Source organism: Pseudomonas sp. LBUM1641, from assembly GCF_059716235.1.
The window spans coordinates 4,300,112-4,321,093 of the sequence record NZ_CP166815.1 but is presented as its reverse complement, the minus strand read 5'-3'; the positions used below and the strand labels follow the sequence as shown (position 1 = coordinate 4,321,093).

Sequence of the window (20,982 nt, the reverse complement as noted above, 5' to 3'; positions counted from 1 at the left end):
CACTGCACAGGACATGTCATGACTGATTCAAGCATCCCGGGCGCTGACGCCCTGAAAGCGCGCGATGAACTGCGCGACGTGCTGTTCGCTGGCACGTTTGAAAGCCATCACCTGAGTATCCGCGAGGTACTGCTCGACCCGATCTTCGACCCGCAATCGGGCCTGAACATGGAGCAGGCCGGGCGGCTGGCCTATGCCCGCAGCCGTCATGTGCATGGAGCGCTGGAACGCCCGCTGGAGATTCTCGCCAACCCGCGCCGGCTGTTTGCCCTGGCCGAATGGCCGAGCCTGCTGGACGTCGCCAGCTTCTCGTTGCTGATGGTCCACTACAACCTGTGCCTGGGCACGGTATTCGACCATGCCCGGGACCGTTCCGACATTGCCGACCTCACCGAGGCACTGGACGGCCTGACCTCGTTCGGGCCCTACATGGCCACCGAACTGGGCTTCGGCAACAACGTCGCGGCGTTGCAGACCGAGGCCGTGTACGACCGGCAGAGCCAGACCTTCACGCTCAATACGCCGAGTGTGAGTGCGCAGAAGTACATGTCTTACAGCGGGTTTGGCGACATTCCGAAAGTCGCCACGGTGATGGCGCGGCTGAAGATCGAGGGCAAGGACTACGGTGTATTCCCTTTCCTGGTCCGGCTGTCGACCGAAGCCGGCCTGTGCCCGGGTATCCGCGCCGCGCTGTGCCCGGAGAAACCGGTGCAAGGGCTGGATAACGGCCTGACCTGGTTCGATAACGTGCGGGTGCCACGCAGCAGCTTGTTGCACGGTGACATGGGCCACTTCGCGGAAGACGGCCACTTTGTGGTCGGCGCGGGCAATGCGCGGTCGCGTTTCCTGCGGGCCATGTCGCGGATCGTGCCGGGGCGGTTGTGTGTGGCCAGTGCCGCGCAGGGTGCAAGCCGTGCCAGTCTGTACATCGCGTTGCGCTACGGCCAGCAGCGCCTGACCAACGCACCGGGCACCAATGACATGCCGGTCATCGAGTACCGTAGCTACCAGGTGCCGCTGTTCTCGGCACTGGCCAGCACCTACGCGATGACCCTGCTGCTCAACGAGGCCAAGGCTCGTTTCCTGGCCAACACGGCTGAGCCGGCGGCCGATGTCGTCAGCCTGATCAATATCACCAAGGCACTCGCGACCTGGGATGCCAGCGCCGTGATCGCCGAGTGCCGCGAACGCTGCGGTGCCCAGGGTATTTTCAGCGCCAACCGCATCGCCGATTACGGTTCGCTGCTGCAAGGCCTGGTGACCGCTGAAGGCGACAACCTGGTGCTGCTCGCAACGGTGGCTGGCCAGTTGTTGGCCCAGGTCTGGCAAGGGCCGGAGCCGTTGCGCCCTGTGCGTGCACGGCGCCTGGCGGAGCCGGAGTGGTTGATCGCGGCGATCGCCTTCCGCGAGCACCAACTGTGGCTGACGATTCGCGAGGAGATGAACACCGACGAGCGCGGCTATTTCGAGGTGTGGAATGACGCCATGAACCCGGGCCTGGAACTCGCGCGCCTGCGGGGTGAGCGTCTTGCCCTGGAACAACTCTGGAGTGCCTCGCTGCATGCACAACAGGACGAGGCCAAGGCGGCGCTCAATTGCCTGGCATCGCTCTACGGGCTCAACCTGCTGCGCCGCGATGCGGCCTGGTACCTGGCCCATGAGCTGATCGATGCCGGCCAGGCCCTGTCGTTGCCGGGGCGGATCGACCAGCAGTGCGTGGCCCTGCGCCCGCATGTGTCGATGCTGATCGACGGCTTCGGCCTGTCGCCTGAACTGCTGCGTGCGCCAATCGCCCAGGACGACTACATCCAGGCGTTCTGCAAACAGGTGAATGCCAATGTCGACTGATAACGCCAGCGCGCTCGCTGCGCGCCCAGCCACTTCGGAGAGCCCCATGTCCGTGCACGTTTATCAATGCCCCGTCCGCTGGTCTGACATGGACGTTTATGGGGTGGTCAACAATGTCTCATTCCTGCGCCTGCTGGAGGAGGCGCGGGTCGACTTCATCTGGCGCCTGGGTGCCGAGCAGGGTGATGCGTTCTTCAGTGGCGGCTCGGTGGTGGTCAGGCATGCGATCGAGTACAAGCGCCCGCTGGTGCACCGTCACGAACCTGTGGCGATTCATATGTGGGTGTCGGAGGTCCGCGCGGCGGCGGTGACCATCGAGTATGAAGTGCGCGATGGCGAGACCTTGTGCGCACTGGCATCGACCACCATGGCGCCGTTCAACTACGAAGGGCGTTACCCACGGACCATGAGTGACGAGGAGAGCGCGTTTTTCGAGCGCTTCCTCAACCCGCGCAAGGCCGTGTCATGCGCCTGCTGAGGGTCGGTGCAGCGGGGCGCGAGCGTCCCTGCGCCGTCGCCGTCGATGGCTCGGTGCGTGACTTGAGCGCCTGGGTCGATGACTGGGCAGGTGCGTCCCTGGCGATTCCGGTGGTCGCGGAACTGGCTCGGCGTTTCACCCAGGGCTGGGCGTCGCTGCCCCAGGTGCACACCGAGCATGAACGCATCGGCCCGGCGCTGCGCCCGGGGCAGATCCTGTCGATCGGCCTGAACTACCACCGGCATGCCCGTGAGGCGGGCATGCCGGTGCCGGATGAGCCCATCGTGTCGAGCAAGTCCGTGCACGCGCTGGGCGGCCCCTTCGATGAGCTGGTGCTGCCCCTGGACGGCGATAAGACCGACTGGGAGGTGGAGTTGGGTGTGGTGATTGGGCGTCGGGTCCAGTATTTGCCCACGCCCGCCGACGCCGCCGCCTGCATTCTTGGTTATTGCACCGCCAATGACTTGTCCGAGCGCGGTTGGTTGCTGGAGCGGGGCGGGCAATGGATCAAGGGCAAGTCATTCGACGGCTTTGCGCCGTTGGGCCCTTACCTGGTGACGGCCGAAGAGGTGCCGTCGCCCCAGGCGCTGGAGTTGATCTGCCGGGTCAATGGCGAGGTCATGCAGCACGACAACAGCCAGGACATGATCTTCGACGTGCACCACCTGGTTCACTACCTCAGCCGCTTCATGACCCTGCACCCTGGCGACGTGATCCTCACCGGCAGCCCGGGTGGCATGGCCCTGGGGCGCCCGGACCAGCCGTTTCTGCGCGAGGGCGATGTGGTGGAGGCCGAAGTGGTTGGCCTGGGTGCCCAGCGCCAGGTATGCCGCAGGTTCGATGGACGCTGACACGCTAATAAGGAAATGACATGACAGTTCCCGCCCAGGCTTTTTTCCGCACGGCGTTGCGCGAGGCGCCGGCCGAGTTGATCGAGGCCCTTGCCGCACGCTTCGCCGAACGCTTTTCCACCGCCACTGCTGTGCGCGAGCAGCACGGCCGTGACGAGTCGGCCTATGTCGACGCACCGTTGCCTCAGGCCGTGGTGTTCGCCCAGGGTACCGACGACATCGTTGACACGGTGCGCCTGGTCGCCGCCCACCGCGTGCCCTTGATTGCCTACGGTGCCGGCTCGTCGGTCGAAGGCCACCTGTTGGCCGTGCAGGGCGGTATCAGCCTTGACCTGAGTCAGATGAACCAGATTCTGGCGATCCATGCCGAAGACATGACCGTCACCGTGCAGCCTGGGGTCACTCGTCGCCAACTAGAGGAAGCCTTGAAGGGCACCGGGCTGTTCTTCCCCATCGACCCGGGCGCCGACGCCTCCATCGGTGGCATGTGCGCCACCAGCGCCAGTGGTACCAATGCGGTGCGTTACGGCACGATGAAAGAAAACGTGCTGGCGCTGCAGGTGGTAACCGCGCGCGGCGAGGTGATCCGCACCGGTACTCGGGCGAAGAAAAGCAGTGCCGGCTACGACCTCACTCACCTGATGGTCGGCAGCGAAGGCACCCTGGGCGTCATCAGTGAAATCACCTTGCGCCTGCACCCGGTGCCGGAGTCGATCTGTGCCGCGGTGTGCTCGTTCGACAGCATCGACCAGGCGGTGAACGTGGCGATCCAGGTGATCCAGTCCGGGATCGCCGTGGCGCGTATCGAGTTGATCGACGCCAACACCGTGCGCATGGTCAATGTGCACAGCAAGCTGGAATTGCCCCAGGCGCCGATGTTGCTGATGGAGTTCCATGGCAGTGAGCTGGGTGTGCGCGAGCAGGCGCAGGCCGTGGAGGCGATCGCCAGCGACTGGGGTGGCCAGGCGTTTCAGTGGGCCACCAGCGTAGAGGACCGGCGGCGGCTCTGGACGGCCCGCCACCATGCCTATTTTGCAGCCATTCAGTCGCGCCCCGGTTGCCGGGCGATCAGCACCGACACCTGCGTGCCGATCAGCCGCCTCGCCGAGTGCCTGCTGGAGTCCATTGCCGAAGTCGATGCGACCGGCATGCCGTATTTCCTGGTGGGGCATGTGGGCGACGGGAATTTCCACTTCGGCTACCTGGTCGACCCTGAAGACCCCGAGCAATGGGCGCTGGCCGAGTCCCTGAACGATCGCTTGGTGGCCCGCGCCATCCGCCTCGCCGGCACCTGCACCGGCGAGCATGGTGTTGGCCTGCACAAGCAGGGGTACCTGCTCGACCAGGCGGGCGAGGGCGCCGTGGAGATGATGCGCGCGATCAAGCGCACGCTGGACCCGGACAATATTCTCAACCCCGGAAAGATCTTTTCCTTCGACAAACCTGCCAGGGAGGCACGCCCATGAACACTGCATCTAACGCAAGCGACGCGAATATGCGCACGGTATTGGTCACCGGAGGCTCTCGCGGGCTTGGCGCGGCGGTGGTCGCAGACCTCGCGGCGCGGGGGCTGAACGTGTGTTTCACGTACCTCAATAGCGACGAGCAGGCGCAACAGTTGGCGGCGTCGCTGGGGGCGGGCAAGGTGTTGCCGGTGCGCGCCGACGGGCGTGACGCGAGTGCCATTGCGCAGGCGGTCAAGCAGTGCGTCGCGCATTTTGGTGGCCTCGACGGATTGGTCAATAACGCCGGTATTACCCGCGACCGCGGTGCACTGGCGATGAGCGCCGAGCATTGGCACGATGTGATCGGCGGCAACCTCGACAGTGCGTTCTACGCCTGCAAGGCGGTATTGCCGCTGTTCGTCGAGCAGGGCCATGGTGTGGTGGTGAACATGGCCTCGATTTCCGGGCTGGTCGGCGTCGCGGGCCAGGCCAACTATTGCGCGAGCAAGGCCGGGCTGATCGGCATGACGCGCTCGATGGCGGTCGAGTTCGGCGCGCGTGGCGTGCGGATCAATGCCGTGGCGCCGGGCTTCATCGACACTGACATGACCCGCAAGCTCAACGAGCGGCGCGTAGCCGAGATGGAAAACCGCATCCCCATGCGCCGCTTCGGCACCCCGCAGGAGGTGGCCAAGGTGGTGGCGTTCATGCTCTCAGATGATGCCGCCTACATCACCGGCCAGGTCATGGTCGTGGACGGTGGCCTGGTGACCTGAGCTGTTTGGCAGCCCCGGTACTTTGCATTTTCGGAGCAGATCGACATGACAAGGGATGCCAGGCTCGGGGGCGTGCGCCAGGTGGTTGCGCTGTTGCGCTGGAACGCCATGGTCATGGTGGTCCAGGCCAACTGCGGGCAGGCCCCGTGACCGGGGCCGTGTTCCACTTCTATTATTATTCGCTGTGGGTGCTCTGGCGGGCGCTGTCCTACGACCTCGAAGGGTGGCGCAGCCTGCTGGTGGCGACGCATTTGGTTCAACAGCATTGCCTGGGGCTATTTTGCGGGCCGTTATGATTCCTTTTTGCCATCCTTGATGATCGGGCTATGATCGGACCCATATGAACCAGACGCTCCATGACTTATGCCCGTTGACCTGCAAGCCCTCTATCCCAAACTGATCCACCTGATGCTGGATACGGTGTTTGTGGTCGACAGTGACAACCTGATTGTCTTTGTGAGTGACGCCTGCAAAGCGCTGCTCGGTTACCGCGCCAGCGAACTGATTGGCACCCCGATCACCGACTACATGCATCCCGAGGACCTGGCGCGCACCCGGGCCTCTATTGTGCGGGTCATGAATGGCAAGCCCCACGTCGACTTCCGCAACCGTTACCTGCGCAAGGACGGCAGCGTGGTGCACATTCTGTGGGCGGCATTCTGGTCTGAAGAGGTGGGCGCGCGGATCGGTGTCGCGCGTGACGTCACCGCGCTCACGCAGGCTGAGGATGAACTGCGCTTTCTCGCCCATCATGATTCGTTGACGGCCCTCACCAACCGGTCGCTGTTCAATGACCGGCTGGACGCGGCCCTGCAAGCGGCCCAGCGACACAACAGCACGCTGGCGCTGCTGTTTCTGGACGTCAATGACTTCAAGTGCATCAACGATGTGCATGGCCATGCCGTGGGCGATCGCGTGCTCTGCGTGATTGCACGGCGGCTGGAAGGCTGTGTACGCGGAAGCGACCTGGTGGCGCGAATGGGCGGCGATGAGTTCACGGTGTTGCTGACGGACATCCAGTCGGAGGACGCCGTTTCCGGAAAAGTCGCGCAGATACTCGCGGTCATGGCTGAGCCGCTGAGCGCTGAGTTTGGCGCGGTGAAAATGCCGTCCTGCAGCATTGGCGTGGCGTTTTATCCAGCGGACGGGAAAGACGCCGACACGCTGCTCAGCCATGCGGATGGGGAGATGTATCGGGTAAAAAGGGAGCGGTTTGCAGGTGAGTGATCAGCCAGGCTGATAACAGATTCGATGTAGGGCCAGAATTCCCCACGATACGGCGCGTCCCTGCGCCAGTGCCATTTAGAAGCTGTACTTCGCGGTCACCATCATGTTGCGTGGGCTGCCGTAGGTATCGCCGCCATAGCTCACAGACTTGGAGATGGACGAGTAGTAGTTACGATCGAAGATGTTGTTGGCGTTGAGCTGCAGGTCCAGATGTTGGTTGACCCTGTAGCCGGCCATCAGGTCGGTGACCGCATACGCGCCTTGCTTGAGCCGGTAGGTGCTGCCGTCAGCCAGCGGGACGTCGTTGTACAGGCGGCTCTGCCAGGAGATGTTGCCGCCCACCCGCAGTTTTTCCAGTGGGCCCTGGAAATGGTAGTTGGTGGTCAGCTTGAACAGGTGCTCCGGGGTGTCGGTGTCGAAGCGCTGGTTCTCGTTCTGCGGCTTGGCGGCGTCCTTGAGGGTGACCACGTGGGCGTAGGTATAACCACCGCCGACCTGCCAGTTCTCGGTCAATGCGCCTTGCAGTTCGAAGTCGATCCCCTGGCTGCGAATCTCGCCGGAGGCCACCGCGCAGGAAGCTTGTGGGCAGTTGTCTACGACGACATCGACGGCGCGGTTTTCCTGGTCGACGCGGAACAGGGCCACGCTCGCATTCAGCGCACCTCCCAAGTACTCGCCCTTGATGCCGACCTCGTAGTTTTTACCGACGATGGGTTTGACCGGGGTACCGGAGGTGTCCTTTTCGCTCTGCGGCGTGAAGATGTCGCTGTAGCTGACGTAGACCGAGTGATGGTCGTCCAGGTCGTAGATCAGGCCGGCGTAGCGTGTGAGGTTGCGGGTGACCTTGTAGTCGCCGTCGCCACCGCGGTTGTCGTAGTCGTACCAGTCCAGGCGGCCGCCGAGGATCAGCTTCAGCGGGTCGGCCAGGCTCAGGCGGCTGGTGACGTAGAAACCGTCCTGGGTGGTGACTTCATGGTCGTTGCCGGTGTGCACAAAGTCCGGTTTGCCCGCGTTGAGTGGCCAGTTCAAGTCGTAGGGCGAGTAGTTGTGGGTGGTCAGGTCGTAGATGCGCTTGCTGGCGCCCACCACCAGTTCATGGGTGCGCCCGAACGCTTCGAAGGGGCCGCTGGCAAAGGCGTCCACGCCGGCCTGGTTTTCGTCGTAGGAGGACTGGTAGACCGTCCGCGCCAGTGTGTTGTTTACCCAGCGTGATTGGTAAGAACCGGAAAACAGCCCGTTCTGTTCGGCGTAGTTGGCGTTGACCTGAAGCTTCCAGTCGTTGGCTAGCTGGTGACGGACTTCGGCGAAGATCGTGTTTATCTCCTGGTCCTTGTTCTCCCAATCCGTGCCGGGGTTGTAGGAGCGCGACAGGTTCAGGTGATGGCCATCGAGGCCGATCATCGAGGAACCCCAGAAGTAATTGGTCTTGTCCTTCTGGTGCGAGAAACCGAGGGTCAGGGTGGTGTCTTCGCTCAAGTCGGCTTCGGTGACGGCGTAGAACAGGCCGTGGTCTTCCGCTGCCTTGTCCACGAAGCTGTTGGCGTCGCGGTATGACGTGACGACCCGGCCGCGCAGGGTGCCACTGTCGTTGAGCGGGCTGGACGCGTCGAGCTCGCCACGGTAGTTGTCCCAGCTGCCGGCGGCGCCGGTGATCGTGACTTTCTGCTCGTCCAGGGGGCGCTTGCGGATCATGTTGATGGCTGCCGACGGGTTGCCGGCACCGGTCACCAGGCCGGTGGCACCGCGTACTACCTCCACCCGGTCGAACATCGCCAGGTTAGGCTGGGCGCCGATGGACACACCGTTGTAGCCGCTCGGAATGCCGTCGTACATCAGGTTGTCGATGTTGAACCCGCGCGCCGTGTAGCCCTGCCGACCGGGGCCGCTTGAGAAGTCGAGGAACAGCCCGGGCGTGGCCCTTACCACATCGTTGATGCTGGTCATGGCCTGGTCATCCATACGCTGGCGCGTGATCACGGTGACCGCCTGTGGTGTTTCACGCATGGTCAGCGGGAGTTTGGTTGCCGTCGACATGGCGCCCGTGGTGTAGGAGTTGGAGCCCTCGGTGACGCTGCCCAGTTGGGTACTGGTGATTTCAGTGGCGCCCAGTTCCAGGGTCGATGGCGCGGTGGTCTGCGGCGCGCTGCTGTTGTCATCGGCGAAGGCGGGTGCCAGGGTAGCCATGCAAATCGTCATGGCCAAAAGATCGCGAGAAGGGTTGAAATAACGCTGGGGGAGGGCACGTGACGACATCGAAGACTCCTGTGTTGATAATAATTATGAGAATCATTATCAATAAATATGTCAGGATTTGTCACGCTGAAAAAGCTTGTTACGCACAAATGAGTGAATGGCGGGGGCTCAACGCTGTTGACCTGCGCCGATTTGTTCGCCTTATCATGTGATGCATCGCCCTGTTCACTACCCAAAAGGCACCCGGATGGCGCTTAGATTAAGGCCTGCATGCATTACAGATCTTCCAGCGATCTACAGGGGAGAGCAGGACTACATCCGAAGCTGGGAGCCTGACCACGAAGACGCTTGGCGGCTGCAACTGGAGCGGCACCTGACTCGATGGGTGGAAAACGTTGAGCGCCTGACGGTGGCGACCCTTGAAGAGCAGGTCGCCGGCTATTGCTTGTGGACACCCGAGGAGGATTACGCGGAGCTATGCACCATCAACGTCAGCCAGGCGTACCGGCGAAAGGGGATCGGCCAGGCGTTGTTCTACGCGTATGCGGCCGCCGCAAGGCAGCAGGGTTTCACGTGTTTGAGGCTGAGCGTGCGGCCTGATAACCCGGCCCGGCAGCTGTATGAGCGAGCGGGTTTTATCTGCGTGGGGAATGATGCCAATGGCTATCTGCGATACGAACTGATCTGAGGAACTCTGTGCTGTTGATCTAAACGGATCTGCGGGACGTCGACCTGTAGCCGCGACGCTTTATATTTTGAGGACTTCCCGCGACTGATGCTCCACTCGGTTGCGCCCCAGTTTTTTTGCGCGATACAGAAGACTGTCGGCCTTTTCCAGCAAATCAATCGCTACAACTACGCCACGCAGGTGGTTGGAAGTGACACCCGCGCTGATGGTCACGATGCCTGCCGTACTGCCTCTGTGTTCAATTTTTGCACCCTCTATTGCTGAACGCACTTCCTCGGCGATCTTTACCGCACCTGCAAGCTCCGTTTCTGGAAGCAGGATTACAAACTCTTCTCCTCCATACCGGGCAGCGAGGTCGGCTGGGCGGTTTATATTTTTACCTATCAACGCTGCGATTTGTTTTAAGCATTCGTCACCGAGAACGTGGCCGTAATAGTCGTTGTACTGCTTGAACCAATCGATATCGATAAGGATGAGCGCTACGCTATTTCCAGTGCGGCATGCTCTCGACCACTCTTTTGCCAATGTAGCGTCGAAACACCTACGGTTAGGCAACCCCGTCAGGCTATCCGTTTTGGCAATATGCTCTAAATCACAATGCGCAAGACGCAGCTCTTCTTCTGCCACTAACAAACGTTGAATTTGTCGGTAAAAGAGAAAACCCAGACTGGTCAGCACAAAAATTATCAGCACCACCATAATCGATGCATGGTAGACGTACGTCCACCATGTTGCAAATACTGAGTCTAATGACAATCCTGCTGCAGCGACCATCGGAAGGCCCCGTATGCGGCTGTAGGCATAGACTCGTTCTACCCCGTCCACGACGGACGTCAGGCTGGCTGTCCCGTCGTTGCTGTTGATCAGATAGCGACTAAACAGCTCTCCCTTTGCAATATTAGTTGTCATGAGTGCGTCAATCATGGGCCGGCGGGCAAGCAAATCGCCGTTGTTCAGCGCCAGCAATATCACCCCTTGTTTGTCTACGTCTAAACGCTCGAAGAAACTTTGAAAGTAGGCGACGGGCAACGTCGCCAGAACCACGCCGCTGAAGCTGCCATCTGGGTATTGAGTGCGGCGGCTGACAGGGATGATCATGTCGCCGGTGGTGCGGCTCAAAATGACCTGGCCTACATGGATGGCCGTGCCAGGGTGGTTCTTGTGGTAGATAAAATAAGAACGATCGCTATTGTTCTTTGCGACCGCCACTGACGAGAACGAATTGACTACCCAGTCGCCATTCTCGTCGTAAATGAATAATCCTTGAATTCCGTCGGTTGCCGCTACGTTGTTGGCCATTACTTGGGATAAACGAATTCTCTGTTCGTCGCCAAGTTTGTCATGTTCAACGCGCTCTGCAAGGTTGCTGAGGATGCTTTCAGCCTGACGTAAGGTATCTTGAGCCTGCTGCTCGGAAGCCCGAACAATGTTATGGACAGCAATTTTTGCGTTGGTCAATCGTTCGTCCGCCGATTGCTTTAACTGCCAGGCAATTGCGGAAATCAGCATGACACAGACCAAGAAGATGAAAGCTACCAGGCCCACAGAAAGAGCTTTAGGTGTTAACCGACCAGACACGAGCGTTATGCTTTTCATGGACCTCTTCAGAGTGTAGGCATGCTGACCCTTACTGTGAATTTTCTAAACTCATCAATATCAGGTTGAGCGTACCTACAGCGATCAGAATACCGAGTCAATATGGGCTTAATAAGCCCAACATGCACGCTATGAATCTACGCAGGATCAACGAGAACGGCAGCGGTTCTCGGTGGTTGAGTCCCAAAGCGTACATAACGAAGGGACGTTGAGAGCCGTGACTTAGCCTTCCTGGTTTCGAGCTGTTGCGATGCCTTGCGACAATGCATGCATGACATCCGCCGCCATTTCTTCAGTACTGTTCAACCCATCAACTCTGACAATCGGCACGGTCTGCTTCGACAGCCAGCTCTCGTGCCACGCCCTGTTGCGTCCGGAAAAGCTCGGGTCGTCGTACTGTGATGCCCATGCCCGGAACGCCACATGTATCTCATGCATATCGCCACCTGGTGCGATCCGATCTCCGAAGTGCTCCTTTTCACGTGCGGCCAAGCGTTCAAGACGAACGGGGGTAGGCGTTGCCACAAACACAATCAGGTCGGCGTCGTTGATCAGTGCATCTCCCCAACTCATACAAGAGCCGGTGAGTACCCAACCGTCATCACCGAAGCGTTGCTGAATCAGCGACACACGCTCATCGGGCGGGCGCTTGGTTGTAAAAGGAGGGTTGGTGGGCAGCCAATAGAAGTCATCGACATCGAGATGGCGAAGGCTGAGCAAAGAGGCGAGGGTACGACCCAGCGTGGTCACGCCTGCACATGAGGCGCCTGTGATGTAGATCCGCAATGGTTTCCTCCGTGGGTATCCGCCGGTTCTAGCGCTGCTGAAAAGCTATTTTCAGCCCCAGCCCCATAAACAAAGTACCGATGATCTTCCCCTCCCAGCGGCGCAGCCTTGAAAGGCCCGTCATCCAGTTGCTCAAAGGACGAATAGAGACCGAAACGAGCGTGGTGTACACCGCACTGAGCCCCGAAAAGATCAACCCCAGCACCGCGAATTGCGCCAGGGAAGAACCCGATTCTGGATGGATGAATTGCGGCAGGAACGCCAGGAAGAAAATCGCGGTTTTCGGGTTAAGCACTTCAGCAACCACCGCCTGGAAATACGCCTGGGTCGAGGTCACCGTGGGCAGGTCTTTGCGCGTGGTTGCGCCAGGCTTGGCCATAAACGCGCGTATGCCCAGGTAGATCAGGTAACAGGCGCCGACGATTTTAACCACGTTAAACGCCACGGCCGAGGTCATCAGGATGGCGGACAGGCCCAACGCTGCACACAACGTATGGATAAGGTCGCCCGAGGCAACGCCCAGCCCGGTGGCAATCCCGACCTTGCGGCCACCCTGGAGGGTGCGGGTGATCACCAGCAACACGGCAGGGCCGGGGATCAGGAAAAGGCCAATTACAACGGCTATGTACGTCAGGATGGGGGCCAGTTCGAACATCGTGCGTCATCTCGGAATTGGAAACGGCCTACAGTAATCCTCATCCAGGTCATTAACGCAATACAGCCGAGTTCGCTGCATTCCTTACAGGAATACAGCGCATAAAATTAATGAATTTTTATTATCCAAACCCATGGGATAGCTTGATTGGATGACTTGGAGAATTGCCTTGAAATCACCCTCGCTCAACGCTGCTGAAAAGTTTGATACCTCACGGGCCAACGAATACGCGAGGCAAAGCCGTATCGCATTGGCAGGCTATGACGCGTGCCAAGACCTCGCCGCGTGCATGCTCGCGGCAAGCCTGGGTGAGAGTACGTCGGCGAAGGTACTGGTCGTCGGCGCGGGCGGTACGGCGCAGGAGATTATTGCGATGGCGGCGCTGGAGCCAGGTTGGCACTTCACCGCAGTCGATCCTTCCGAGCCGATGCTGGAAGCTGCGACGCAGCAGTTAGCGGCAAACAACCTGCTTGAAAGAACGGTCATACATCTTGGAAACGTTGAAGACCTGGCGGCAGACGAATCATACGACGCGGCCACGTTGATCGGCGTACTCCATCATCTTGATGGGGATGATGCCAAGCGACAAATCCTGCGCTCCATTCGGGACCATCTAAAGCCGGGTGCACCGCTGATTGTCGCGGGGAATCAATACGCTTATGCCAGCCAACCCTTATTGCTGTCGGCCTGGGGGCAACGGTGGCGACAGCATGGAGCCAGCGCGGAGGAGGTGAAGGCCAAGCTCGGGAAAATCCTCCAAGGGGCTGACCCGCCGCATTCCGAGGCGGCGGTTCAGCAACTGCTGCATGACGCGGGGTTCGGGGACGCGACCCGGTTCTTCAGCAGTCTTTTCTGGAGCGCCTGGCTGACCTGCAAAGCAAGTTAAGCACCGAGGCACCCATAGGCTTCACTTCGCAAATGCATATTCACCACCCTGTTCCAGCGCCTTGCGATACGCCGGCCGTTCCTGAAAGCGTTGCACCCACGCCGCCACATTCGGGTACGCCTGCAACTTGCCCTGGGCCCTGGCGATTTCGCCGATGAAGCTCATCTGGATATCCGCGCCAGTCAATTCGTCGCCCACCAGATATGGCGTAAGCCCCAGTGCGTTGTCCAGATAACCCAGGTAGTTCGCGACCTCGGATTCGATACGCGGATGCAAGGGCGCACCCGCATCACCCAGGCGCCCGACATACAGGTTGAGCATCAGCGGCAGCATGGCCGAACCTTCGGCGAAGTGCAGCCACTGCACGTATTCGTCATAGGTGGCCGTGGCAGGGTCGGGTTGCAGGCGGCCGTTGCCATGGTGGCGAATCAGGTAGTCGATGATGGCGCCCGACTCGATCACCACGTGGGGACCGTCTTGAATCACCGGTGATTTGCCCAGCGCATTGATGGCCTTGAGTTCAGGTGGCGCAAGATTGGTTTTCGGGTCGCGCTGATAGCGCTTGAGCTCATAAGGCAGGCCGAGTTCTTCGAGCAGCCACAGGATGCGTTGCGAACGGGAGTTGTTGAGGTGATGGACAATGATCATGGTGGCTCCGCTGGGCGAGAATAGGGGCGTATAGGGACAGACCGCTGTGGCGCTGTGGAGTGCCGTGAATTAAATGTGCTTCGATAAAGGCATGAAAGATGGATAATCACAGCGGCAAGCACTGATTACAAACCGGATAGACAACATGAATCGTCAAAAGAAACTACAACAGCTGTTCAAGGCCAAGGCCAAAAAGGCTAGCGCCAAATTGGCACCCGCCCGCAAGGACAAGTACATCAGTAAAGCTGACCGATTGAAACTGGCGGCTGAATCCGCTGATGAGTCAGTTGTTTCTTTTGAGAGCTGATCCAGAAGGCTTAAGCATCATCCGATAGGGAATCGACGGAAAAACCATGAACACTGCTCAACTTGCGATTCAGCACTACATACTCGCCAAGGACGGCAACCGTCCGCATTTGCTCAGCCGGGCGTTTGTTCCGGAGGCGACCCTGGACATGGTGGTACGCACCGGTTCCATCTCGTTCCCGCCCCACGTTGAAGGGGTTGCCGGCATCGGCGATGTGCTGGTACGGCGATTCGGGCAGACCTTTGAAAACGTCTATACGTTTTGCCTGGGGCAGCCACCCGAAGCGGGGGCCAAAACCTATCAGTGCAAATGGCTGGTGGGGATGTCCGACAAAAACTCCGGCGAAGCCCGGGTTGGGTGTGGGGTGTATGAGTGGCAGTTCAGTGTTGAGTCGGGGCTTGTTGAAAAGCTCACCATCACTATCGAGCATATGAAAACCCTTCCAGCGGCGGATCTTGAGGGTGTCATGGAATGGGTATCAGGGCTGAATTACCCATGGTGCAGTCTGGAAGCCGCAGTGAGGACTGCGCCACAGAGTGTGGCGGTTAACGAGGTCACCCAGTTTCTTACTGCTTAAATGCCTCGTTCTAGAGAGGGCCATCGGCTCGTAGCGCATTCAGAACAAGCGTAAAGGCAGGTGTTGGCAAGCGACGGCTTGGGTAGTACAGGTGATAACCCGAGAACAACGGGCACCAGTCCTCCAGGACTTGTACCAGGCGGCCATTCTCGATATGCGGTGCAAATTCTTCTTCCGGCAGGTACGCGATGCCCAAGCCGTTAACGGCCGCAGCCGGTACATGTGCGCTGGTGTTGAGAATGACTTGGCCTGCGACTCGCACGTTGACCTTGCGGCCACGCTTTTCGAATTCCCAGACAGCCAGCCCGCCAAGCGTTGGATAGCGGATATCGATACATCGGTGATTCACCAGATCCTGTGGCTTTTTTGGCACGGGATTGCCGGCGAAATACGCTGGCGCCCCTACGACAGCCATCCGTACCTGCGGGCCGATAGGGATGGCGATCATGTCTTTATCAACGGTGTCGCTAAATCGGATGCCTGCGTCGAAGCGGTCCGCAACGATGTCCCGGAAGCCATAGTTGATATCAAACTCAACCTTGATATCGGGGTATTCGAGGAGCAACGGTGTGAGCCGGGGAAGCAGTATTGTCCTCAGGACAAAATCACCACAGGTAATGCGCACCGTGCCTGCGGGCTTGTCCCGCAGCTCGGTCAAGGCATCCAGCTCGGCCTCGATTTCATCGAAGCGATGACCGATGGTTTGCATCAGGCGCTCCCCCGCACTGGTCGGCGAAACGCTACGAGTGGTGCGTGTCAGGAGTCGTATTTCCAGGCGCTTTTCAAGCCCGGAAACAGCCTGGCTCAGCGCGGACTGTGTGACACCCAAGTGAGCCGCAGCCCGGGTAAAGCTGCCTGCCCTGGCGACCGTCACAAAGGCCAGAAGGTCATTCAAATTATGTCTTGGCATCGTAGGTCGCCTACCTTGATTGATTAGCCTAGCTTATAACTTCAACAAGCTTTCATTAGATTATCAAGCATGACGCACTCACGGAGAATAGGGCAAGCCTCGTCTGTTATCACAGGCGTGGTCCTTACCCCTTGCTGGTCCTGGCCGGCACCTATTCACCGATGGGAGCACCTCATGAGAAAACTGGTTGTCTTGCTTGGCCTTCTGATGGCGTCGCTCTGCGCACTGGGAGCAGACATGTCAAACGGAGCCGATAATTTTTACAAAAGTGAGAAGGTCACGATGCAGAAAGTGACTTTCAAAAATCAGTACCAGATGAATACCGTAGGGAATCTGTTCTTTCCAAAAGATTTGAAGCCCGGCAGCCAAAACGCCGCGATCATCGTTGGCCATCCCATGGGCGCAGTCAAAGAACAGAGTTCTAATCTGTATGCGCAGAAGCTGGCAGAGCAGGGTTTCGTGACCCTTGCCATCGATTTGTCGTTCTGGGGCGAAAGTGATGGCCTGCCGCGCAATGCGGTGTCGCCGGAAATCTATGCTGAAGACTTCAGTGCTGCCGTGGACTATCTGGGCACGCAGACGTTTGTTGATCGCAACCGGATGGGTGTCCTGGGCATTTGTGGCAGCGGCAGCTTCGTTATCAGCGCTGCAAAGATCGACCCGCGAATGAAGGCCATTGCCACGGTCAGCATGTACGACATGGGCGCAGCCAACCGAAACGGCTTGAAGCATTCCGTCACTGTCGAGCAGAGGAAGCAAGGCATTGCTGCGGCTGCCGAACAGCGTTATGCCGAGTTCACCGGCGGCGATACCCAGTACACCAGTGGGACAGTCCATGAACTGACGGACAAATCCAACGCGATTGAGCGCGAATTCTACGATTTCTACCGCACGCCACGCGGGGAGTTCACCCCCGAAGGCCAATCACCGCTGCTGACCACTCACCCGACGCTGACCAGCAACGTCAAGTTCATGAACTTCTATCCGTTCAACGATATCGAGACGATCTCGCCACGCCCGATGCTGTTCGTCGCCGGTGAACAGGCCCACTCCCGTGAGTTCAGTGAAGAGGCTTATCGACTGGCTGGCCAACCCAAGGAGCTCGTGATCATTCCAGGTGCGGGCCATGTGGATCTCTACGACCGAGTCGACCTGATTCCTTTTGCCAAACTGACCTCGTTCTTCCAGACCAACCTGAAGTGACCGACCCAATGAGCAGCACCGTTTTGCCTACTCAAACAGCGAGCCGTCAGGTATGGGGAGCAGTCCTGGCGATGGCGCTGTGCGCCTTCGCCCTTGTGACTTCCGAGTTTCTGCCGGTGAGCTTGCTCACGCCGCTTGCGAACGATCTCGGGCTTACGGAGGGGCAGGCTGGGCAAGCGATTTCGATTTCCGGCCTCTTCGCGGTCATCACCAGCCTTTTCATTTCCAGCGTCATTCGCAGGCTTGACCGAAGGCCTGTTCTGCTTTTCCTGACGGTCTTGATGATTGCCTCCGGCGCGCTCGTCGCCTTTGCCCCGAACTACTCGACACTGATGGTGGGGCGCGCCATCTTGGGCATAGCGATCGGAGGAAGCTGGGCAATGTCGACCGCGGTCATGATGCGGATTGCACCTGAGCCTTTTGTGCCTAAAGCCATCGCGTTGATCCAGGGCGGTACCGCACTCGCCACGGCGGTCGCAGCGCCGATTGGCAGTTTTATGGGCGGGCTGATCGGCTGGCGAGGTGCATTCTTTTGCGTGGTTCCACTCGCGGCTCTGGCGCTGTGTTGGCAAGCCTTCACCCTGCCGAAAATGCCTGGTCAAGATGAGCCTGGCTCAGCCGTTGATGTCTTTCGGTTGTTGGGTCGCCTCAACGTCTCTCTGGGCATGGCGGCAGTGGCATTTTTGTTTATGGGGCAGTTCGCGCTATTCACCTATCTGCGCCCGTTCCTTGAGGCGGTGACCCGCGTTAATGTGTCGGGTTTATCCCTGCTACTGCTGATCATCGGGATGGCCGGGTTGGTGGGTACGATGCTGATTGGTTCGTTGTTGAACCGCAGTCTTTATCGAGTGCTGATGCTGATTCCGCTGTTGATGTCGGGCATTGCCATGGCGTTGGTGGTCTACGGCAGTTCAATGCTGGCTACAGCCGTTTTGCTGGGCGTGTGGGGGCTGGTTGCTACGTGCGCGCCTGTGGGTTGGTTCACTTGGTTATCGCGCACATTGCCCCAGGATGCCGAAGCCGGAGGCGGGCTGATGGTGGCTGTCATTCAGTTGGCGATCACCCTCGGCGCGACGGTTGGGGGCGTGTTGTATGACGGGGCTGGCTACCAGGCCACTTTCATCGTGAGTGGCATGTTTCTTCTGTTGGCTTGCGTGCTTGCACTGCTCGTATCACGGACGGATACGCCACCGGCACGATGATGCGGCACCCTGCGTGGCGTGGGTGCCGTCATCTTCAATGCGCATCCGCCGTCGGCTGCTTCGGCGGTTGCACCTTGCGCATCAACGGCACCAGCAACACCGCGCCAACAAAGCACACCATGATCATCAGGAACGCGTCGGCATAGGTCAGCGTCTGTGCCTCACGCCAGGTCAGCGCCCACAGCTGATGCAGCGCAAACTGGCTCGCGTCCAGGCTGTTTTGCCCAAGCAACTGGGCATTGCCTGAAAGCTGATCAAGCCAGACATTCATCGACTCGTTCCGGATGTTCAAGTGCTCGGCCAGGCGCAGGAAGTGCAGGTTGGTGCGGTCGTTGAGCACCGTGGCGCAGGCGGCGATGCCGATGGCGCCGCCGAGGTTGCGCATCAGGTTGAACAGCCCCGAGGCGAGTTTCAGTCGGTCGGGGGCCAGTGCGCCGAGGGTCAGGGTGACCACGGGCGGCACCGCCATTTGTTGGGCAAACCCGCGTATGGCTTGGGGCAGCAGCAGTTCCTTGGCGCCCCAGTCGTGGGTGATGGGGGAGAAGTCCCACATCGACAGGGCGAACAGCGACAACCCGAACATCAAAATCCAGCGCAGGTCGAAGCGGTTGGCCAGCACGGCGTACACCGGGATCGCCAGCAACTGGAACACCCCCGTGGAAAACACCGCCAGGCCGATATCCAGCGAGCCATACCCGCGCACCCGGCCAAGAAACAGTGGCGTGAGGTAGATGGTGGCGAAAATGCCGATGCCGGTGATGAACGAAAACAGGCAGCCCAGGGCGAAGTTTCTATCCCGAAGCGCGCGCAGGTCGACAATCGGTTCCTTGATTTCCAGGCAGCGCCAGATAAACAGCCCGCCGCTGATGGCGGCTATCCAGGCGGTGGTGGAAATGGTGCTGTCGCTGAACCAGTTCCAGCGCGGGCCTTCTTCCAGGGTGTATTCCAGGCAGCCGAGAAACACTGCCATCAACGCCATGCCGATATAGTCCGCGCCCTTGAGCAGCGACGGGTTGGGGCGGTCGACCTTGACCAGCATCGGCACCGCAAAGGTCACGAACAGACCGGGCACCAGGTTGATGTAGAACAGCCAGTGCCAGGAGGAAATATCGGTGATCCAGCCGCCCACGGCCGGGCCCAATGTGGGGGCGAGGGATGCGATGGCGCCGATGGTGGACGCGGCGATCACCCGTTGTTTGCCGTTGAAGTACATGAACGCAGTGGTGAACACCAACGGGATCATCGAGCCCCCCAGAAACCCCTGCAAGGCGCGAAACGCGATCATGCTCTGGATGTTCCAGGCCATCGCGCACAGCAGGCTGGTCAAGGTAAACCCCGCCGCCGACGCCGCGAACAGCCAGCGCGTGCTCATCACCCGCGAGAGCCAGCCCGACATGGGGATTACGATGATTTCCGCGATCAGGTAGGCGGTCTGCACCCACGCCGTATCGTCCGCCCCGGCAGACAACCCGCCGCCGATGTCCTTGAGGGAGGCGGAGACGATCTGGATATCGATCAAGGCGATGAACATGCCCACGCACATGGTGGCGAAGGCCGCGACCTTTTGCGCGGTGCTGAGGGCGGGCAACGGGCTGTTCATAGCTGGGCCTTGAGGGCGCTGGCCTGGTCCTCGAACGCTTCATCGGTGTTGACCTTCGCCATCACCGACAAGCCCGGGCGCAGGGCGCCGAAGTCGGCGTCGGTGCTGTCGAGCCGCACGCGCACCGGCACGCGCTGCACGATCTTGGTGAAGTTGCCGGTGGCGTTTTCCGGCGGCAATACACTGAATTGCGCCCCGGTGGCAGGGGCCAGGCTCTCGATGTGCCCGTGGAATTCACGGTCGGGGAGGATGTCGGCGCGGATGCTCACGCTTTGCCCAACCTGCAGGCGGCCGAGTTGGTCTTCCTTGAAGTTGGCGTCCACCCACAATCCCTTCGCAGGCACCACCGAGATCAGTTGGCTGCCGGCCGCGGCGTAGGCGCCGACCCTGGCGCGGCGGTTGCCCACATAGCCGTCCACCGGGGCCCGCAGCTCGGTGTAGCTGATGTTCAACTGTGCCTGGTCGCGTTCGGCTTGGGCCTGTTGCAGTGCGGCGCGGGCCTGGTCGCGCTGGGTTTCAATCACGTCGATTTGCCGGCGCGCCGCCATCAGCCCGGCTTGCGCTCGGGAGTGGTCGGCGCGGGCAGTCTTCCAGACGGCGCTGACCCGTTGCGCGCTTTCCACCGACACGGCCTGGCTGCGCACCAGGTTCTGGTAACGGGTCTGATCGTCGCTGGCCCGTTGCGCTTCGGCATCGGTGGCGTCGATTTGCGCCTTGGCCTGGTTGATCACCGCCAGTTGCAGTTGTTCGGTGGCGTCGAGGTTGGCGAGGGCGGCCTGTTGCGCGGCCACGGCGCCGTCGGCTTTGGCCAGGGCGGTGCGGTAATCGCGGACATCGATGCGGGCCAGCACGTCGCCGGCCCGTACGAACTGGTTGTCCTGCACGGCCACTTCGCTGATATAGCCTGGCACCTTGGCACTGATCACCGTTACGTCTGCGCCGACGTAGGCGTCGTCGGTGTCTTCAATAAACCGGCTGACCAGCCACCAGTGGCTGGCGTACCAGACGCCGCCCACCACAGCCAGGGTCAGCAGCCCCAGGCGCAGGGCCTGTTTGCGCCGGGATGGTTTTATGGGTTCGGGCACAGCGCTGACTTGAGCGTCCAT

20 protein-coding genes are annotated in these 20,982 nt (G+C 60.1%); 12 read left to right on the top strand and 8 right to left on the bottom strand.

Features of this window, described 5'->3' with window-relative positions; all coding sequences use genetic code 11:
• Nucleotides 1-18: 18 nt before the first annotated feature.
• The 6 genes from ACA046_RS19900 to ACA046_RS19875 all read left to right on the top strand — a co-directional run bounded on the left by ACA046_RS19900 (nucleotide 19) and on the right by ACA046_RS19875 (nucleotide 6,625).
• Nucleotides 19-1,848 (top strand): acyl-CoA dehydrogenase family protein, encoded by a 1,830-nt coding sequence (locus ACA046_RS19900; RefSeq protein ID WP_497674798.1) that lies wholly within the window; start codon nucleotides 19-21, stop codon nucleotides 1,846-1,848.
• Nucleotides 1,849-1,894: 46 nt separating this feature from the next.
• Nucleotides 1,895-2,326 carry an acyl-CoA thioesterase gene (locus tag ACA046_RS19895; protein ID WP_076016944.1) on the top strand — a complete coding sequence of 144 codons (432 nt, stop codon included), beginning with the start codon at nucleotides 1,895-1,897 and terminating at the stop codon, nucleotides 2,324-2,326.
• A complete protein-coding gene (locus ACA046_RS19890) occupies nucleotides 2,314-3,177 on the top strand; it encodes a fumarylacetoacetate hydrolase family protein (protein WP_076016945.1) in 864 nt (287 codons plus the stop codon). The genes ACA046_RS19895 and ACA046_RS19890 overlap by 13 nt, the downstream gene beginning before the upstream one ends.
• Nucleotides 3,178-3,197: 20 nt before the next feature.
• A complete protein-coding gene (locus ACA046_RS19885; protein WP_459021823.1) occupies nucleotides 3,198-4,643 on the top strand; it encodes an FAD-binding oxidoreductase in 1,446 nt (481 codons plus the stop codon).
• Entirely contained in the window at nucleotides 4,640-5,398 is a 759-nt protein-coding gene (fabG, locus tag ACA046_RS19880) for a 3-oxoacyl-ACP reductase FabG (RefSeq protein WP_497674797.1), read from the top strand. Before ACA046_RS19885 ends, fabG begins: the two co-directional genes overlap by 4 nt.
• A 363-nt stretch (nucleotides 5,399-5,761) precedes the next feature.
• On the top strand, nucleotides 5,762-6,625 hold the full coding sequence (locus ACA046_RS19875) for a diguanylate cyclase domain-containing protein (protein WP_459021819.1): 864 nt from the start codon (nucleotides 5,762-5,764) through the stop codon (nucleotides 6,623-6,625).
• Nucleotides 6,626-6,700: 75 nt separating this feature from the next.
• On the opposite strand, the gene ACA046_RS19870 is transcribed toward ACA046_RS19875, so the two are convergent.
• Nucleotides 6,701-8,878, bottom strand: coding sequence for a TonB-dependent siderophore receptor (locus ACA046_RS19870; protein WP_497674796.1), 2,178 nt, complete (start codon nucleotides 8,876-8,878; stop codon nucleotides 6,701-6,703).
• Between the two features lie 151 nt (nucleotides 8,879-9,029).
• On the opposite strand from ACA046_RS19870, the gene ACA046_RS19865 reads away from it, so the two are divergent.
• Nucleotides 9,030-9,506, top strand: coding sequence for a GNAT family N-acetyltransferase (locus ACA046_RS19865; RefSeq protein ID WP_497674795.1), 477 nt, complete (start codon nucleotides 9,030-9,032; stop codon nucleotides 9,504-9,506).
• 60 nt (nucleotides 9,507-9,566) lie between these two features.
• On the opposite strand, the gene ACA046_RS19860 is transcribed toward ACA046_RS19865, so the two are convergent.
• The 3 genes from ACA046_RS19860 to ACA046_RS19850 all read right to left on the bottom strand — a co-directional run bounded on the left by ACA046_RS19860 (nucleotide 9,567) and on the right by ACA046_RS19850 (nucleotide 12,543).
• Nucleotides 9,567-11,102, bottom strand: coding sequence for a sensor domain-containing diguanylate cyclase (locus ACA046_RS19860; RefSeq protein WP_497674794.1), 1,536 nt, complete (start codon nucleotides 11,100-11,102; stop codon nucleotides 9,567-9,569).
• A 222-nt stretch (nucleotides 11,103-11,324) separates the two neighbouring features.
• Nucleotides 11,325-11,888 carry an ATP-binding protein gene (locus tag ACA046_RS19855; protein ID WP_497674793.1) on the bottom strand — a complete coding sequence of 188 codons (564 nt, stop codon included), beginning with the start codon at nucleotides 11,886-11,888 and terminating at the stop codon, nucleotides 11,325-11,327.
• Nucleotides 11,889-11,916: 28 nt separating this feature from the next.
• On the bottom strand, nucleotides 11,917-12,543 hold the full coding sequence (locus tag ACA046_RS19850) for a LysE family translocator (RefSeq protein ID WP_497674792.1): 627 nt from the start codon (nucleotides 12,541-12,543) through the stop codon (nucleotides 11,917-11,919).
• A gap of 169 nt (nucleotides 12,544-12,712) precedes the next feature.
• Between ACA046_RS19850 and ACA046_RS19845 the strand changes: the two genes are divergently transcribed.
• Nucleotides 12,713-13,429 (top strand): class I SAM-dependent methyltransferase, encoded by a 717-nt coding sequence (locus ACA046_RS19845; protein ID WP_459021807.1) that lies wholly within the window; start codon nucleotides 12,713-12,715, stop codon nucleotides 13,427-13,429.
• Between the two features lie 21 nt (nucleotides 13,430-13,450).
• On the opposite strand, the gene ACA046_RS19840 is transcribed toward ACA046_RS19845, so the two are convergent.
• A complete protein-coding gene (locus ACA046_RS19840; RefSeq protein WP_497674791.1) occupies nucleotides 13,451-14,077 on the bottom strand; it encodes a glutathione S-transferase family protein in 627 nt (208 codons plus the stop codon).
• Nucleotides 14,078-14,222: 145 nt separating this feature from the next.
• Here ACA046_RS19840 and ACA046_RS19835 point away from each other — a divergent pair, with 145 nt between their 5' ends.
• Both ACA046_RS19835 and ACA046_RS19830 read left to right on the top strand, forming a co-directional pair.
• Nucleotides 14,223-14,384 carry a DUF2986 domain-containing protein gene (locus ACA046_RS19835; protein ID WP_459021803.1) on the top strand — a complete coding sequence of 54 codons (162 nt, stop codon included), beginning with the start codon at nucleotides 14,223-14,225 and terminating at the stop codon, nucleotides 14,382-14,384.
• Nucleotides 14,385-14,430: 46 nt separating this feature from the next.
• Nucleotides 14,431-14,961 (top strand): hypothetical protein, encoded by a 531-nt coding sequence (locus ACA046_RS19830; protein WP_497674790.1) that lies wholly within the window; start codon nucleotides 14,431-14,433, stop codon nucleotides 14,959-14,961.
• A 10-nt stretch (nucleotides 14,962-14,971) separates the two neighbouring features.
• Here ACA046_RS19830 and ACA046_RS19825 read toward each other — a convergent pair whose 3' ends face one another.
• A complete protein-coding gene (locus tag ACA046_RS19825; RefSeq protein WP_497674789.1) occupies nucleotides 14,972-15,871 on the bottom strand; it encodes a LysR family transcriptional regulator in 900 nt (299 codons plus the stop codon).
• 174 nt (nucleotides 15,872-16,045) lie between these two features.
• Between ACA046_RS19825 and ACA046_RS19820 the strand changes: the two genes are divergently transcribed.
• Together ACA046_RS19820 and ACA046_RS19815 are read left to right on the top strand one after the other, a co-directional pair.
• Nucleotides 16,046-17,074, top strand: coding sequence for an alpha/beta hydrolase (locus tag ACA046_RS19820; protein ID WP_497674788.1), 1,029 nt, complete (start codon nucleotides 16,046-16,048; stop codon nucleotides 17,072-17,074).
• 8 nt (nucleotides 17,075-17,082) lie between these two features.
• Nucleotides 17,083-18,276, top strand: a complete 1,194-nt coding sequence (locus ACA046_RS19815; protein ID WP_497674787.1) for an MFS transporter — start codon at nucleotides 17,083-17,085, stop codon at nucleotides 18,274-18,276.
• 34 nt (nucleotides 18,277-18,310) lie between these two features.
• On the opposite strand, the gene ACA046_RS19810 is transcribed toward ACA046_RS19815, so the two are convergent.
• Both ACA046_RS19810 and ACA046_RS19805 read right to left on the bottom strand, forming a co-directional pair.
• Nucleotides 18,311-19,876, bottom strand: a complete 1,566-nt coding sequence (locus ACA046_RS19810; protein WP_497674786.1) for a DHA2 family efflux MFS transporter permease subunit — start codon at nucleotides 19,874-19,876, stop codon at nucleotides 18,311-18,313.
• Nucleotides 19,873-20,982 carry an HlyD family secretion protein gene (locus tag ACA046_RS19805; RefSeq protein ID WP_459021791.1) on the bottom strand — a complete coding sequence of 370 codons (1,110 nt, stop codon included), beginning with the start codon at nucleotides 20,980-20,982 and terminating at the stop codon, nucleotides 19,873-19,875. The genes ACA046_RS19810 and ACA046_RS19805 overlap by 4 nt, the downstream gene beginning before the upstream one ends.

What these genes read in the sequence shown, in the direction of transcription:
- ACA046_RS19810 (WP_497674786.1), bottom strand. Translation starts at nt 19,876, where the DNA reads ATGAACAGCCCGTTGCCCGCCCTCAGCACCGCGCAAAAGGTCGCGGCC.
- fabG (WP_497674797.1), top strand. Translation starts at nt 4,640, where the DNA reads ATGAACACTGCATCTAACGCAAGCGACGCGAATATGCGCACGGTATTG.
- ACA046_RS19815 (WP_497674787.1), top strand. Translation starts at nt 17,083, where the DNA reads ATGAGCAGCACCGTTTTGCCTACTCAAACAGCGAGCCGTCAGGTATGG.
- ACA046_RS19820 (WP_497674788.1), top strand. Translation starts at nt 16,046, where the DNA reads ATGAGAAAACTGGTTGTCTTGCTTGGCCTTCTGATGGCGTCGCTCTGC.
- ACA046_RS19860 (WP_497674794.1), bottom strand. Translation starts at nt 11,102, where the DNA reads ATGAAAAGCATAACGCTCGTGTCTGGTCGGTTAACACCTAAAGCTCTT.
- ACA046_RS19885 (WP_459021823.1), top strand. Translation starts at nt 3,198, where the DNA reads ATGACAGTTCCCGCCCAGGCTTTTTTCCGCACGGCGTTGCGCGAGGCG.
- ACA046_RS19890 (WP_076016945.1), top strand. Translation starts at nt 2,314, where the DNA reads ATGCGCCTGCTGAGGGTCGGTGCAGCGGGGCGCGAGCGTCCCTGCGCC.
- ACA046_RS19865 (WP_497674795.1), top strand. Translation starts at nt 9,030, where the DNA reads ATGCATCGCCCTGTTCACTACCCAAAAGGCACCCGGATGGCGCTTAGA.
- ACA046_RS19895 (WP_076016944.1), top strand. Translation starts at nt 1,895, where the DNA reads ATGTCCGTGCACGTTTATCAATGCCCCGTCCGCTGGTCTGACATGGAC.
- ACA046_RS19840 (WP_497674791.1), bottom strand. Translation starts at nt 14,077, where the DNA reads ATGATCATTGTCCATCACCTCAACAACTCCCGTTCGCAACGCATCCTG.
- ACA046_RS19805 (WP_459021791.1), bottom strand. Translation starts at nt 20,982, where the DNA reads ATGGACGCTCAAGTCAGCGCTGTGCCCGAACCCATAAAACCATCCCGG.
- ACA046_RS19825 (WP_497674789.1), bottom strand. Translation starts at nt 15,871, where the DNA reads ATGCCAAGACATAATTTGAATGACCTTCTGGCCTTTGTGACGGTCGCC.
- ACA046_RS19830 (WP_497674790.1), top strand. Translation starts at nt 14,431, where the DNA reads ATGAACACTGCTCAACTTGCGATTCAGCACTACATACTCGCCAAGGAC.
- ACA046_RS19870 (WP_497674796.1), bottom strand. Translation starts at nt 8,878, where the DNA reads ATGTCGTCACGTGCCCTCCCCCAGCGTTATTTCAACCCTTCTCGCGAT.
- ACA046_RS19875 (WP_459021819.1), top strand. Translation starts at nt 5,762, where the DNA reads ATGCCCGTTGACCTGCAAGCCCTCTATCCCAAACTGATCCACCTGATG.
- ACA046_RS19850 (WP_497674792.1), bottom strand. Translation starts at nt 12,543, where the DNA reads ATGTTCGAACTGGCCCCCATCCTGACGTACATAGCCGTTGTAATTGGC.
- ACA046_RS19835 (WP_459021803.1), top strand. Translation starts at nt 14,223, where the DNA reads ATGAATCGTCAAAAGAAACTACAACAGCTGTTCAAGGCCAAGGCCAAA.
- ACA046_RS19900 (WP_497674798.1), top strand. Translation starts at nt 19, where the DNA reads ATGACTGATTCAAGCATCCCGGGCGCTGACGCCCTGAAAGCGCGCGAT.